The organism is Kitasatospora sp. NPDC032150 (assembly GCF_055579945.1).
Genome location: NZ_JBVIMH010000064.1, coordinates 1 through 14,193 on the forward strand (window position 1 = coordinate 1; position 14,193 = coordinate 14,193).

13 protein-coding genes and 3 pseudogenes are annotated in these 14,193 nt (G+C 70.4%); 8 read left to right on the forward strand and 8 right to left on the reverse strand.

Annotated features, from left to right (window positions below):
* Window positions 1-995 precede the first annotated feature (995 nt).
* Both ACZ5ON_RS34780 and ACZ5ON_RS34785 read right to left on the reverse strand, forming a co-directional pair.
* On the reverse strand, window positions 996-1,619 hold the full coding sequence (locus tag ACZ5ON_RS34780) for a hypothetical protein (RefSeq protein WP_465601278.1): 624 nt from the start codon (window positions 1,617-1,619) through the stop codon (window positions 996-998).
* A gap of 615 nt (window positions 1,620-2,234) precedes the next feature.
* Entirely contained in the window at window positions 2,235-3,089 is an 855-nt protein-coding gene (locus ACZ5ON_RS34785) for a patatin-like phospholipase family protein (RefSeq protein ID WP_465601281.1), read from the reverse strand.
* 82 nt (window positions 3,090-3,171) lie between these two features.
* Here ACZ5ON_RS34785 and ACZ5ON_RS34790 point away from each other — a divergent pair, with 82 nt between their 5' ends.
* Window positions 3,172-3,732: a TetR/AcrR family transcriptional regulator gene (locus ACZ5ON_RS34790; protein WP_465601284.1), complete on the forward strand. Its 561-nt coding sequence runs from the start codon at window positions 3,172-3,174 to the stop codon at window positions 3,730-3,732.
* A gap of 330 nt (window positions 3,733-4,062) precedes the next feature.
* Here the strand turns inward: ACZ5ON_RS34790 and ACZ5ON_RS34795 are convergent, their stop codons facing one another.
* From ACZ5ON_RS34795 to ACZ5ON_RS34815, 5 genes and pseudogenes are all read right to left on the reverse strand, one after another.
* Window positions 4,063-5,265 (reverse strand): FUSC family protein, encoded by a 1,203-nt coding sequence (locus ACZ5ON_RS34795; protein ID WP_465601287.1) that lies wholly within the window; start codon window positions 5,263-5,265, stop codon window positions 4,063-4,065.
* Between the two features lie 838 nt (window positions 5,266-6,103).
* On the reverse strand, window positions 6,104-6,550 hold the full coding sequence (locus tag ACZ5ON_RS34800; RefSeq protein ID WP_465601290.1) for a hypothetical protein: 447 nt from the start codon (window positions 6,548-6,550) through the stop codon (window positions 6,104-6,106).
* A 5-nt stretch (window positions 6,551-6,555) separates the two neighbouring features.
* Window positions 6,556-6,852, reverse strand: coding sequence for a cupredoxin domain-containing protein (locus tag ACZ5ON_RS34805; RefSeq protein ID WP_465601294.1), 297 nt, complete (start codon window positions 6,850-6,852; stop codon window positions 6,556-6,558).
* A 541-nt stretch (window positions 6,853-7,393) separates the two neighbouring features.
* Window positions 7,394-7,543, reverse strand: a pseudogene (locus ACZ5ON_RS34810) (S1 RNA-binding domain-containing protein); the annotation flags it as partial.
* Complete coding sequence (locus ACZ5ON_RS34815) at window positions 7,525-7,965, reverse strand: hypothetical protein (RefSeq protein ID WP_465601297.1); 441 nt, start codon at window positions 7,963-7,965, stop codon at window positions 7,525-7,527. The gene ACZ5ON_RS34815 and the pseudogene ACZ5ON_RS34810, both read right to left, overlap by 19 nt.
* Before the next feature lie 286 nt (window positions 7,966-8,251).
* On the opposite strand from ACZ5ON_RS34815, the pseudogene ACZ5ON_RS34820 reads away from it, so the two are divergent.
* The 7 genes and pseudogenes from ACZ5ON_RS34820 to ACZ5ON_RS34850 all read left to right on the forward strand — a co-directional run.
* Window positions 8,252-8,485: pseudogene (locus ACZ5ON_RS34820) on the forward strand (TetR-like C-terminal domain-containing protein); the annotation flags it as partial.
* 73 nt (window positions 8,486-8,558) lie between these two features.
* Window positions 8,559-9,773 (forward strand): GDSL-type esterase/lipase family protein, encoded by a 1,215-nt coding sequence (locus ACZ5ON_RS34825; RefSeq protein ID WP_465601300.1) that lies wholly within the window; start codon window positions 8,559-8,561, stop codon window positions 9,771-9,773.
* A gap of 143 nt (window positions 9,774-9,916) precedes the next feature.
* Window positions 9,917-10,147: a hypothetical protein gene (locus ACZ5ON_RS34830; RefSeq protein ID WP_465601303.1), complete on the forward strand. Its 231-nt coding sequence runs from the start codon at window positions 9,917-9,919 to the stop codon at window positions 10,145-10,147.
* Window positions 10,148-10,491: 344 nt separating this feature from the next.
* Window positions 10,492-10,626, forward strand: coding sequence for a hypothetical protein (locus ACZ5ON_RS34835; RefSeq protein ID WP_465601306.1), 135 nt, complete (start codon window positions 10,492-10,494; stop codon window positions 10,624-10,626).
* A 186-nt stretch (window positions 10,627-10,812) separates the two neighbouring features.
* Window positions 10,813-11,862: a protein kinase domain-containing protein gene (locus ACZ5ON_RS34840; RefSeq protein ID WP_465601309.1), complete on the forward strand. Its 1,050-nt coding sequence runs from the start codon at window positions 10,813-10,815 to the stop codon at window positions 11,860-11,862.
* Window positions 11,859-12,146 carry a hypothetical protein gene (locus ACZ5ON_RS34845; RefSeq protein ID WP_465601312.1) on the forward strand — a complete coding sequence of 96 codons (288 nt, stop codon included), beginning with the start codon at window positions 11,859-11,861 and terminating at the stop codon, window positions 12,144-12,146. The genes ACZ5ON_RS34840 and ACZ5ON_RS34845 overlap by 4 nt, the downstream gene beginning before the upstream one ends.
* 254 nt (window positions 12,147-12,400) lie before the next feature.
* A complete protein-coding gene (locus ACZ5ON_RS34850) occupies window positions 12,401-13,975 on the forward strand; it encodes a phytoene desaturase family protein (protein ID WP_465601315.1) in 1,575 nt (524 codons plus the stop codon).
* Between the two features lie 135 nt (window positions 13,976-14,110).
* On the opposite strand, the pseudogene ACZ5ON_RS34855 reads toward ACZ5ON_RS34850, so the two are convergent.
* Window positions 14,111-14,193 (reverse strand): annotated as a pseudogene (locus ACZ5ON_RS34855) (transposase); the annotation flags it as partial.

The following is a 14,193-nucleotide window of genomic DNA, read 5'->3' on the forward strand; positions in this document are numbered from 1 at the left end:
AAACCTATTTGCCCGATTTCCCCCTTTTTGGGTGGCTTTAAGGCCTCGGAAGCCTCCGCCGGAATGTGGCCCGGACCACAGGAAAAGGAGCGACCCGGGCCACGGAACGCCCCCGGATCACCGAAAGCAATGCGGCCCAGACCACAGGCCGAAGTACGCCAAGGACCGCGAATACCTGCCCGTCGCAGGCCGCGAGCAGAACGGGGTGGAGCGGGGCGCCGGGCGAGGAACGCCGGTCGCAGCCCAGCGGCCCCGACGGCCGGTCGGATCTCGCAGTCCTCACCCTGCGGCCGCAGACAGCGCGATCGCCGAAGGGCGAGCCGTACGGTCGCAACCAGGGACACCGGGCCGAGGCCAGTGAGTGCGCCGACCCCAGCCTGCCGCTGCCAGGTCACCACCACGTCGTCCTCCCCCAGGATCTCCACCTTGTCCGGAAGTAGCTGGCCGGCCTCGGTGAACCCGGTGACTGTGCGGGGCCGCCGCATGAGGCCGTCGATACCGAGGAGCAGAATCGGGTACCCCGGCTGGGCTGGCCGAGCGGGGTGGACGCTCCGAAACCCGCGTCGGACGCAGGTCGAGGTCGGCATCCCGGGCCGGTTCGGCTTCGCCGGGGGCCTCCGCTTGTCGGCCACGAGTACCTCGGAGAGGCGGAGTCGGGTGTGGCGTAGACCCCGGAGCCCCGGGAGCCGGTAGTATCCGATGTCAAGGAGCCGGAGTCGGCCCCGGAGAACGCAGCCACGGACGCCCCGCCCGGCAAGAGCCAGGCGGGGGCGTCCGTGAGGCAGAAAGCGCCAACCGCGGCGTGGTCCGGTTCTCGGCGATGTCCCGGTGACGGTCAGGCCACCGTATCGCGATCCCGGACCACGCTATCGCCGGTCACGGAGAAGGTCTTGACCGAGCATGTTCCCGATCCGTCGAGGCGTCCACGGCCCCTCGACCGCCCTTTTCGTGATCGTCAAGACCATCATCGCTCAGACCTTACAGGGAAGGCCTGATCAGTCCCGGTCGCCCCCGCCTTCGCCACCCTCGCCACCGTGGCCGCCCTCGTCACCGTGGCCGCCCTCGTCACCGTAGCCGCCCTCGTAGCGGTGGACCACCCGGAAGCTGGCCAGCACACCGTCCTTGACGAAGACGCTCCTGACGCAGTGCGGGTTCACGCCATCGGCCTGGCTACGAGGCCCGACGGTGGCGATCGGGGCGCCGTTGTCGCACACTGCCCCGCGGAAGACCTCGACAGTCTTGTGGCTGTCGTTTCGAATGTTCAGGGTCCTCGCGCCCAGGCCGCTGACCACGGTGATGCAGCCGTCCGAGTGGGCGGAGTACGTCCGCTCGTTGATGTGGATCCGGCCCTCGTGGTGGCGGTGGTGGTGCCGGTGCTCACGGTGCTCACGGTGCTCGCGGTGCTCGTGACCCTCGTTGCCCTTGCTTCCGTTGTTGTGGTTCTCCTTCCCGTCGTTACCGGCGGGTGCCTGCGCGGGAACGGCGACCTGCTGGACGGCCGGGGCGGCTGCCTGACTCGCCGGCTGCGAGGCGGCCGAAGTGTAGGAGAGGCCGGTCGCGGCCAGGGCCGCGGCGGCGCCGACGGCCGCGGTAATAGCGGTGGCGCGGGTGATCTGCATGGAACTTCTCCCATTTCTGAGCGGTCGGCTAGGCCGCCGACCCGTGATCTGAACGTAACGACGGCACTCACATCGGGCATCTCGAAGGCCACCACCAGGGAGCCGAACGAGGTACCAGAACAGGGCGTCGAGCAACCCATGAAGCGTCAAATCATTTGGAAAATAGGAGAATTGATATGGCTTAGCCCTTCGGATTGAACCTGACACCCGCTCACACCATCGGGGGGTGGAGCGCCTGGAACCGCCGACACGATGGGATAAGCCGCCGTCAGGGGAACAGGCACCCCAAGAACAGCGCCCCTCTCGCTGATGCCCGCGACCCACAGGCCGTGTCCCCACCCCGCACACCGGTCCGCCTGCTGTGCGCTCCAGCCAGCCGGTCGCCTGGGGCGGCGACGCGGCGTCGAGGTGAGGAGCGAGGTCGCGCGGCTCGGCGTATGGAACGAGATATCCGCCAGGGCATCAGGTCAGATGGCTAGTGCTCCAGCGGTAGATCGTGATCTTGACGACCGGACGACCTGCTGACGGTTGGCGGCCGAGGAAGGGGCGAGGAGATTCACGGGGCCGAGGGCGGGAGCGGCAAGACGCAGCACCACTCCGGAGATGGGGCGGCGCTCAGTCCGTGTCTGATCCGGTCTTCCACGCGAGGCGGAGCTGCTCTGCGGCATCGGCGGCTTGGCGAAGACCCGCCTGGTAGGCCGGTTCCCATGCCGTCCGGTCATTCAGGTCTGAGCCGAATGCGCGTATTGATGCCGAATCGGGCTCGATGGTCACCACTGTGTGCGCCGCGGCGACCGCCAGCTCCAGGTGGAGCAACTCGCGGGGGAAGAGGTGCGCCTGCGGGTCGATCACGACGAGCGTGCGGGCTCCGGCCGCGAGTGCGGCGTTGGTCGCCGACCGCAGGGAGCCGTCCGTGTATCGGCGGCCGTTGATGGTGATCGGCGGGTAGATGCCCGGGAAGGCCGTGCTTGCCGCCACGGCGGAGGGCAGCGGTGCGCCACTCGCGCGGTCGAAGATCTCCTGCTCGCCGGTTTCGGCGTCCATCACGGGGATGAACAGCTGCCGGTCCGGCCATTGGTCTGCGCCGACCATGGCGCGCATTCGGGCGACATGTGCCTGCTCGGGGCCGGTCTCAGCCGCGAGCGCGATCTGGCCCACTCGGCGCCGCGCCTCGGCCGGGTCCGAGGCGGCATTACCGAGCACGGCGAACGCCTCACCCAGCCGCCGCCCGTCTACCTGGGGAGGAGTGCTGCCGGAGTCGGCGGGGCGCACTGGGGTGGCGAGCCGCTCGGGGTCCTGACCGGTGGCCAGCAGCGCTCCGATGATCGCGCCAGTCGACGTGCCGACGATCAGATCGGCCTCACCGAGATCCACTCCGCCGCGGCGCAGTCCGCAGGCCAGTCCGGCCATCCAGGCCGCACCAACGGGACCTCCGGCGCCCAGTGCGAGTGCCCGGTCGAGTGTGTACATGACTGTCTCCTCCCGTTATTGAAACAGTCGTAGCATATACTGACGCGGTCTCAGATCCGCAGTACCGAGAGGATGATCCACCGTGGGGCGACCCCCAGATCCCGCCCGACGGGTGGCCACGCTGGCGCGGGCGACCGATTACGTACTGGCGCACGGCCTGGCCGGGTTGAGTCTGCGGCCGCTGGCCGCAGCTCTCGATACCAGCCCGCGGATGCTGCTCTACGACTTCGGCAGCAAGCAGGAGTTGGTATCCGCCGTCCTCGCCGAGGCCCGCCGCCGCGGTGCGGCACGGTTGACTGAGGACCTCCCGGCCGAGGCAGCCTCTCCGGAGGAACACCTGCGCGGTATCTGGGCCTGGATCAGCGCACCGGAGCGCGCCCCGTTCGTCCGGCTGTTCTTCGAGGTGCACGCCGACGGCCTGGCTCACCCCGAGAACTACCCGGACCGCGGCGAGGCGATCACGGACTGGTTCCACACCCTCGGCGCCACGTTCCGCGACATCACCACCGGCCCTGACGACGCTGTTACTCCCACGCTGGTCATGGCCGTTATCCGGGGCCTCCTGTTCGATCTCACGACCACCGGGGACCACCGCCGCACCGACCGTGCCCTGGACCGCTTCTGCGAACTCCTCCGACCTTGAATGAAGACCAACGATCACGCTGTGACCGCAGGTCACAGCGCAGACTCTGCCCGCTGGCAGGAGGCATCCGAGGCCCTGACGGGCCGGAACGAGGCTCGCCTCCACCGTCAGACCGACGACCTTCAACCAGCCGATGACCGTCTCGGTCTCGAAGAAGCGGAAGTCCACGTCAACCTCGTGTCCCCACCACTGGGCCAGGTGCCTCACCTCGATGCCGAACTGGTGGGCCGATGGGCGACATCGTGTGTCCGTTCTGGACGCCGATCAGGCATTGCACTCGCCACACGCGCCCCCGGCCTGGGAAAACGACGACTCACTGCGGAATCAGGCCTACCGGGACACCGGAATGGCTTCGGCGAGCCGGTCCGCATGGTCCAGGTCGGCGAGCAGACGCTCGACATCGGTCATCAGCGATCCGTACACGTGCCAGGCACCAGGCTTGACCAGCGCGCCCCGTTCGATCAGTTCGGTCATCATCCCGTGCCAGTCCGTGGCTTCGTCGATAGCCCGGCGCAGCCCGTCACGGGCATCGCTCCCGCCAGAGCCGGTGACCTGCCCGGAGCCGGCGAACGATCCCACCGCCTGCCCCGCCTCCTCCAAGGTGGCGGCGTACCGGTCGAGGAAGAGCTGGCCCAGGTGGTGGTCGGCGTGCCGGTCGTCCACGTTGTCGGCCAGTGTCCTGGCGATGCCGCGAACCTGGAAGGAGACCCGGTGCAGGGCGCGCAGCGCATCGCCGTGGGTCAGCGGCTCCCGTCTGCCGCGCACCGCGCACCGCGTGTTCCAGCGCAGGCTCTCCTGGCCCTGGCGGACGTCTTCCTGCGCCTGCACCACCAGGTCCTCCAGGTGCCTGCCCCGCTCGAGCCATGCGTGTGCGCGGTCGGCATGCCGCCGTTCCCGCAGCCCACGGCCCATGTCTTCGAGCAGCGTCCCCATGGCTGCGGCGAGCTCGCGCACCGAGGCGTCGGAGGCGGCCAGGTGGAGCGGCGGCAGGATGAGGGCATTCACCGCGATTCCGATCGCCGCCCCCATCAGGGTCGCCAGGGTCAGCGTGACCACGTGTCCCATCGGAGCGGCCGTCGCCGCCGTCAGGGCGAGCATCGCCGTCGAGGCGATCTGCAGCCGGTTGTCGGAGCCCCGGCGGCCGCCGGTCACCAGCGCGATGGCCAGGATCGAGGCGGCGCTTCCTGCGGCCGAGCCAAGCAACCACACGACCGCCACGGCCAGCGACAGTCCCGTTACCCGGGCGGCCACGCTGCGGACGGCCTGCGTCACCGAGTGGTAGACGGTCGAGGCGTTGACCATGGCCAGCGCGGTGGCCACGGCGAGGTACTGCTGTGGTTCGGGGAGCCACCATGAGGCAATCTCCCAGGCCAGAAGGGTTGCGACCAGTGCCTTGGCGCTCCGCGTCAGCGCTGTGGCCGCCCGCCCAGGGCGCGCTGCCCAGGCGCCGCTCGTCAGCTGCAGGGCCCGGCGTGCCGATTCCCACCACCGTGCGACGCCGACCGGGTGCCCCGGGAAAGCGGCGAGTGTCATGTTCTGCTCCGTTCGGTGCGGCAGTGCAAGCCGCACGCGCCGCCGAAGCCCCGCCTTCGGAGGGGCAGCGGAAGACATGGGATCGAACTCGTGCAGGTCAGCGGCGTCGATGACCCGACAGTCGATGCGTTCTGGGAGAGGTGGCCGTCCCGGCCGGATTGCGCGCCCGTCGCGACGGCGGCCGCCTCGGTCATCGCCGTGCCGGGGAGACGGCCGCAGTCCGGTGGACGGCCGGGCTAGGCACCGCCGCCGCGCCGCTCACCACCGGAAACGGGCTCGTCACCGAGGCCGGCGCGGCGAGTGCGGCACGACTGGTCGTTCGAGCAGCTGATTCATGAGCTCTCCTTCCAGCTCGATCCGTCGCCTCTCTCGGTCAGGCCCCGAGCGGCGCTCCGAACCGACGCGACACGAACGACGCTACCTCGAAGCATGTTGAAAGTTGCACTTCCTTTCGTGTGGGGCATCTCATCTCTCCACACCGAAGGGCGGGCCATGCGGCGCAGCGGTGCAGATTTCCGCCATCCGGCTCGGATGGCGCCATGACTACCGCCGAGCCGGCTCCGAACCACTCCCGCGGCCCTCAGAAGCTCTGCCCAGGCCCGGCTGACCTGGTCAGGCGAGGTTCCGTCCTCGAACTCGTGCTCAGCTTCGAGCGCACCGCATCGCAGCGTCCCGAACCGGGGCTCCCCTCACCGAACTGCTCGGGCACGTGGATCCACAGTCACCAGCGCGACCAGACCCTCGCCGGACCAAACGCGGAGCCTGTTCGCCGGCGCAGATCCGGCCGCACTCCTCGACGGCTGCGACGCCGTCACCCAGCACGGCGGCGGCACCGCGCTCAGCGCGGTCGGCCGGTGATCCGGAACCCGGCGAACGAGATCACGGTGCCGACGGCTACGGCGACCGCGGAGGCGATCTTCTCCGGGAACCAGGTGGCCTCATACATGTTCGGCAGCGGACCGATCGCTCCCACGTCGACGTACCGGTAGAGCACCACGCAGACCAGGGCGGTGAGGGACACCAGGAAGGCGAACGCCCACACCGGCCGCCGCCGGCCGAGGAGCAGCACGAGGAGCGCCGCCAGCGACGCCGCGGCCGCTTCGACGCGGAACAGCGTGCCCTGGCTGATGTGCTGCCCGACCGGGTCGTAGGCGGGGGCGAGGTCGGCGTGGATGTAGGCGTCCACGGCCAGCGCGGCGGCGGTCACCACCTGGAGGATCCGCAGCGTGAAGGTCCGCAGGCCGGAGGCGGTGCGGTGCCGGCGGTCGGTGGGAGGGGGAGCCATCGCTTTCACCCGGTCGGGCTTGCCGTGACGCTCCCGGGGGCCGTGGATGCCGGGCCGCTCCCGCCGACCTGGAGGTGGGTCTCCATACCCAGCGCCCGGTGGTTGGCGATGGGACACCACAGATCGTAGGACCCCGTCTGCAGCGTGACGGTGAGCTGCTCCCGGCCGCCGGGCGAGATGGCCGGGGTCTTCACGTTGGAGACCCCTGGCCCGGAGACGGCCAGCGAGTGTGCCACGGCCCCGGCGTTCTCCACGACGAGCGTGTACGTACCCGGGGCCACCGCGGTCTGCGAAGGGCTCACTGAGAACTCCTTCTCCGTGACGGTGATCGTCGCGGGTGCCTGCCCGCTCGCAGCCGCACCCGCGCTCGCAGCCGCACTTCCGGTTGGAGCCGGGGTCGGACTGCTGGAGCACGATGTGGCAGCGGTCAGCGCCGCGACCGCCAGGAGCATCGTCTTGCCGAGTGTCGGGCCCTGGGCCCGGTAACGCCGGCATGTCGTGACGCTGCTCATGTTCCGGTTACCCCGTGGTGCGCTGCAAGCGGACGATCCGAAACGGTGCACGGCCATGTTCCCGCCTCTCTTTCTGGACGAGACTGACCCAAGTGCCTGGTTGTCCGGACGACGACACTCTCCGCCGACGGATCATCCACCCAGTCAGATCAGGACGGCCGACGCACAGGCTCTCCCGGCTCACCAGAACCGAGAACACGGCAATCGCACCCCTCAAGGGGCTGACGGGGCCGACCCCGACGGCGGGCGGTGGCCGCTCTTCACCGCTCCGCGGCGTGCGTTTCACCGGATCCCGAGGGGCGGTTCTCCCCCACGCCCACCCTGCGGGCAGCGCTTTGAGGGACAGTAGTACCCGTTCTCGCACCATGTCGACATCAAGGGCCTCGGCGGTGATCCGCCGACCGACCGCGACGACGTCGGAGGGATGGTTGACGGGGTGTCATGACAGTTCGGAAATGTTGATCAAGCCGGGGGCTGCGCCCCTGCGGCTGGGTGATGACCCGCGTCGGTGCCTCCTACCGGAAGACCCATGGCGGCCGGTGAAGTTGCGGCCGCCTGCCGGTCGGACAGCGCCGCCCGTTCACTCCCCTGGTGGCGACGATCGGTCCGTGACCGGCGAGCGCGGACGACACGGTGGACCAGGGCCACCTCGGCGAGGGCGACGACGACCACCAGCGCATTCCACACCGGCTCGTTCACAACTGCGCCGATTCCACTGGCGACGAGGGGTACCACAGCGGCTGGGGCTGCGACGTCGAGGGCGATCGTGGGTACGGCCTGGGACTCGTCGAGCGGGTCGTTCCAGGGACAGACGGTGGCCCAGACGGCGAGAGTGATGAGCAGGGCAACGTACGCTCCGAACAGCACGCGGGCGGTCGGAACACGCCGTGTGGGGGTGGCCATGGACGGGATGATGTCACGAGGTGCTCGCTGCTCCGTGACCCGCTCCCCCGCAGGTGGTCGCCGGGTTCAGCCTGACACCGGAGAGCAACTCGGTCGGAGTCCTGAGGACTACCGGGCCATCCGTCTGCACGCCGTCGCCAGAGAACACCGATGCTCCTGGGAACCGGAAGCCGGCCGAATACGTCGATGGCCATGATGATCACTGGGGGGTTGGCATGACACCGAAACAGGGTGGCAGGACGACGGGTGGCTGCGCGAGGGTCCTGGCGACCCTGGTCCTCGCCACAGCGGAGCCCGGCGCCACCGCCGGCGGGCGTTGACGCGGGCGATCCTGCGCGGCTACGACCCGGGTGAGCCGGACCAGACGCACGCGGTGCGGATGCTGGGCAGCGTCTTCCACGGCTATGTCAGCCTGGAGGCGAGCGGAGGCTTCAGCCACACCGCGGTCGATCCGCAGGACTCCTGGGCCTGGATCGTCGACTCCCTCGACACCCTGCTGCGGAACCGGTCCGCATCGTGACCTCGCGGCCCGCATCGCCCGCCGGCCCGGCACCTCCGGACCGCCCGAGAATCCCGACCGAAAGGCTGGCCCCATGAACGCCGAACATCCCTGGATCACCACACCCGTCACCGCGGCCGTGCTGCGCGGCCACCTCGACACGGAACGCACGGCGCACGGCCTGCAGCCGCACCGACTGCCCGCCCGGGCCCGCCGTCAGATCCCCGACGAACAGCTCGCCACGGCCGAGGCCCAGCCCTCCGGCGTGCGTCTTGCGTTCCGCACCCGGGCCACCGCCATCGAACTGCACGCCCTGCCCACCAAGCGGGCCTACCGCGGCCTCCCGGCTCCGGCGGACGGGGTGTACGACCTGCTCGTCGACGGCCGTCTCACGGCCCAGGCCACGGTGACCGGCGGCAACCTCCGCACGATCGACATGGCCACCCAGTCCGTCGAACTGCACCAAGGCCCGGCCGGCACCGCCCGTTTCACCGACCTGCCCCCGCACGACAAGGACGTCGAAATCTGGCTTCCGCACACGGAGATCACCGAGCTGATCGCCCTGCGCACGAACGCCCCCGTCACACCCGCACCCGACCGCGGGCGCAGGCGGTGGTTGCACCACGGCAGTTCCATCAGCCACGGTTCCAACGCCGCCCACCCGACCGCGATCTGGCCGGCGCTGGCTGCCGCCAGCGGCCAAGTCGAGCTGGTCAACCTGGGGTTCGGCGGCAGCGCCCTGCTCGACCCGTTCACCGCCCGCGCGATGCGCGACACCCCCGCCGAGCTGATCAGCCTCAAGATCGGCATCAATATCGTCAACACCGACGCGATGCGCCTGCGCGCCTTCGTCCCAGCCGTCCACGGCTTCCTGGACACCATCCGCGAGGGCCACCCGACCGCGCCGCTGCTGGTCGTCTCCCCCGTTCTCTGCCCGGTCCAGGAGGACACTCCCGGCCCGCTCGCGCCCGACTTCACCGGCGGGACGCTGCGCTTCAAGGCCACCGGCGACCCGGCCGAACGCGCCGCCGGACGCCTGACGCTCACCGTCATCCGCGACCAGCTCGCCGGGATCGTCGCACAACGCGCCGCCGACGACCCCAACCTGCACTACCTGGACGGCCGTTCCCTCTACGGCGAACCCGACTACGACGAGCACCCACTGCCCGACGAGATCCACCCCGACCCCGCAGGACACCGCCGCATCGCCGAGAACTTCGCCCGTCTGGCATTCGGCGACGGCGGCCCCTTCGCCCCCGCCGGACCCGACGCATCCGCCGCCCAGCAAGTGGAGCTGTGGAATCCGTAACCTTGATCCCGTGATGACAGTCTCGTCGATCCTCGGGCAGTTCGACCTCTGCGCGGACAACGCAGAGTTCCCGGACCTGGACAACGGCTACTAGCACCGATCGGCGGGTGCTTCGCGGGCCGGACGCAATAGGGGTGTACCGGGTGCTGACAGAGGTGAACCGGGAGGCATACGGGTCGAAGCTCGCCTGTGTACTGGTGGAGGCCAGCCGCTCGCATCTGGTGCGGGAACTGCCCGAGAGGAGGCTGGAGTTGCTCGAGGAGGCGGTGGAGGTGACGACATCCCTCGACACCACCAATCCGTTCCGGGCGGAGATGCTCGCCAGAGCACTCGAGGCGCAGCGGATGGAACTCCACGACGGTCAGGCGCGGTAGGCAGGCCGGCAGGCGAGGCGAGAACGCGTTCGGCAGGTAGCCGATAGCGAATCCCCCGGGGTCCAGGTGACACATGCGGCCTGGGCGACTGTTGTGCCGCTCGGGCCGCTGTTCTCGGTTGGCATCGGCCCGGCGCTCATCGCGCCGTCGCAGGTGTGTGCCGGTGCGTCACCGTCCAGTGGCAACCGCTCCGCGCCTTCTCGCAACGTCGCGGCAGGGTCAGTCCTGTCGGCAGCTCCATGGTCCGCTCCGTCGATCGGCCGCTTGGAGATGCCTCGGCCGAGAGCGCGTGTCACACATACCGAACAATAAGCACATATGCATACTTATTTCAGCAATTCCCGATGACACCTTCCCCTCCTACGCCCTACGCCGGACATGCCGTCAGCGAGGACATCGTCCGCGCCACCACGATCGCCGGTGGAGTCCGTGTCCAGGACATCGCCAAGCGCATTCCCTTCACCATCAGCCGCACCTGACTCAGGCTGCCGAGGTCTCTCCGCGCCCCACCGGGCGGAGTCCCTGTCAACCCCGGCATCACGACGGCGCTGCCACGTCCCTTCATCCCGCACGGCTGCGTGCCGGGTGCAGGCCCCACCCGTGGCGCCTCCTCCATCACCGACGGCAGGCCGCCGTCGGTCCCACCTCCTCCTTCTTGAGGCACCATGCCACCGCACCTCCCGACAGCCGCACCGCCCGCCGCCGCCACGGCGCTGCCCCTCCAGAACCGGCCCGGCATCCGGCACCAGCCGACCGCACCCGCCCAGCACGACCCCACCGCCTCCCGCGCCACCTCACCCGCGGGCCCCGCGACCCGACGGCGCCGCGGCTGCCCGCACGGCCGAACCGCCGACGACCTCCTCGGTGTCCCCGTTGCCGGCTACACCCCCCTCGAAGTGCTACGCCGCCGGGGCTGCCAGAACGTCTACCGGGCCGGAACCCCCGGCGGTGGACACGCGGCGCTGAAGACGACCTGCCTCGACGCCGATCCGAACGCCCTCGCCAGGGCTCGCAACGAAGTCCTCGGCCTGAGGCAGACCGCCACCCACCCCCTGGTCGCCGATCTCGTCGGCCACGGCACCCACGACGGCCTGCACTACCTCGCCACCGCCTGGCAGCGCGGTGTCAGCCTCCACCAACTCCTCGAACACCTCGACCGCTCCATGACCGCCTGGTCACCCACCGGCGCCGAGGTCTTCACCCGCCTCGCCCTGGCCCTGTGCCACGCCCTCGACGGCCTCCACCACCACGGCGTCGTCCACGGCGACCTCAGCCCCCGCAACATCCTCGCCGGCCACGGCACCACGATCGCCCTGATCGACCTCGACAGCTGCGCCCGCACCGGCGATCCCCAACCCGCCCTGCTGCGCGGCGCCACCATCATGTACGCCGCACCCGAGTGCCTCGCCCCCCGGCCCCGCCCCGTCCCCGGCCCGACCTCCGACCAGTACAGCACCGCCGCGATCCTGTACCGCGTCCTTCAGCAGCGTCACCACCTCCCCCACGCCACGAGACGGGCCACCGTCCGCGAGTTCCAGCTCACCCGCCCGCCCCGGCTCCTCACCGGCTGGCCCGCCACCACTTGGCCCGATCTGGCAGCCGTCCTCCACCAAGCCCTCCACCCCGACTCGGAACAGCGCCACCCGACCACCGGCGACTTCACCAGCCATCTCCGCGTGGCCCTCGCCCTCGCCCGCTCCGGGGAAACCTCATGATTCAACCCGCCCGCCGCACTTTCCTCCTCGCCACCGCCGCCCTCCTCCTCATCGACTCGGGCGCCACCACCAACGCCATCGAAGCCACCACGACCACCCACGTCACGGGCGCTACCAGCACCAGCATCCGACGCGGCGACAGCAGCAGCGTCAGCCGGAGCATCAGCTCCGGCGGAAGCCACACGCCGGGCAGCAGCAGCGAGACCGTCCGAAGCGGTACCAGCGAAAGCGGCTACTACAGCAGCACAGACGTCAGCACCAGCGTCGCCTGGCCTGCCACCTGACCCCGTCGGTCTCGCCTTCGGCTCCGGCGAAGACGATCGCGCCCGGCGTCGGCATGCCGGCTCCTCCGACAGCAAGCGCGGGCCGGCGAGGACGCCGCCGAGCCCGACTTCCTCACGGCGGCCGCCGCTCTCGGTCCACTCACCCCGGCGCGTGCCCCGGCCTTCCACGGAACGGCCGCACCGGTGGGCCTCCGATGACGATCCGTCCCGCGCGACCACTGGCCATGGACGCCCGCTGTTGGTAGGACAGCCTCATGCAGCCCGCGCCGGAGATTCCCGCCCGCTCCTCCTACGATGCCGTGATCGTCGGCGGCGGACACAACGGACTGGTCGCCGCGGCCTACCTGGCGCGGGCCGGACGCAGCGTCCTGGTACTGGAACGACTGGACCACACCGGCGGCGCCGCCGTCTCCGCCCCGCCGTTCCCGGGCGTGCCGGCCCGGCTGTCGCGGTACTCCTACCTGGTGAGCCTGCTACCGCAGAAGATCGTCGACGATCTGGGCCTGCGCTTCACGGTCCGCCGTCGGCGAATCTCCTCGTACACCCCCACCGTGCGCGGTGGGCGGCCGACCGGGCTGCTGGTGGACGTCGCCGATCCGGCCCGCACCGCCGCACGGTTCCGTGAACTCACCGGATCGGAGCGGGAGTTCACCGCCTGGCAGGAGTTCTACGCGATGACCTCCCGGGTGGCCGAGCGGGTCTTCCCTTCTCTCACCGAGCCGCTGCCCACCCGCGAGGAACTACGCCTCCGGGTGGACGACCCGGCGGCCTGGGCCGCCCTGTTCGAGCAGCCCCTCGGCGAGACCCTGGAGCAGGCCTTCGCTGACGACCTGGTCCGCGGCGTGGTCCTGACTGACGCGCTCATCGGCACCTTCACCAACGCCCGTGATCCGTCGCTCCGTCAGAACCGCTGCTTCCTCTACCACGTGATCGGTGGCGGTACCGGCGAGTGGCACGTCCCGGTCGGCGGCATGGGCGCGTTCACCGACGCGCTGGTCGATGCGGCCGCAGCCGCTGGCGCGGAGCTGCGGACCGGCTGCGAGGTCACCGCTCTGGCCACCGACGGTACGACCGCCGAAGTGATCTACCGCGCCGGTGACACCGAGCGCCGGGTCGGCGCCCGCCAGGTGCTGTGCGGCGCGGCACCCGCCACACTGGACCGGCTGCTCGGCCGGCCCGCCGAACAGCCCGGGCCGGAGGGCGCGCAGCTGAAGGTGAACATGCTGCTGCGCCGGCTTCCCCGGCTGCGCGACACCGCCGTCGACCCTCGGGATGCCTTCGCCGGGACCTTCCACATCGCCGAGTCGTACACCGAGTTGGAGGCGGCCTACCGGCTGGCCGAGGCGGGCCGTGTTCCCTCCGCCGCCCCCTCCGAGATCTACTGCCACTCGCTGACCGACCCGTCGATCCTGAGCCCCGAACTCGCGGCCCAGGGGTACCAGACCCTGACCCTGTTCGGCCTCCAACTCCCCGCCCGCCTCTTCACCCAGCACGGCGGAGCAGCACGCGAGGCCGCACTCAAGGCCGTCCTCGAACCGCTGGACGCCTGCCTGGCCGAGCCGCTCGCGGACTGCCTGGCCGTGGACGAACACGGCCGACCCTGCCTGGAGGTGAAGACCCCCGCCGACCTGGAACGCGATCTCGGCCTGCCCGGCGGCAACATCTTCCACCGGGACCTCGCCTTCCCGTACGGCGATCCGGCCGGGAACCGATGGGGCGTGGCCACCGAACACGCCAACATCCTGCTCTGCGGCGCCGGCGCCATCCGGGGCGGTGGTGTCAGCGGCATCCCGGGCCACAACGCCGCCATGGCGGCCCTCGGGCAGTGAGGACCTGATCCGGGTTCCGCTGTCCGAACCCCGGTCCTGACCGTCGGTCGACCGCATATGGGTCAGGGTGGCCGGGCCACCGGGCCGAGACCGGCCGGTGCCTGGCAGCCACTCGCGAGGTGGTCTAGTGCCGCATCAGGCAACGTTCGCCCTGTTCACGACCTCGCGTAGGCGTTCGTCCTGGGCGTGCTTGTTTCGCCAGATGATGTAGCGGCGGA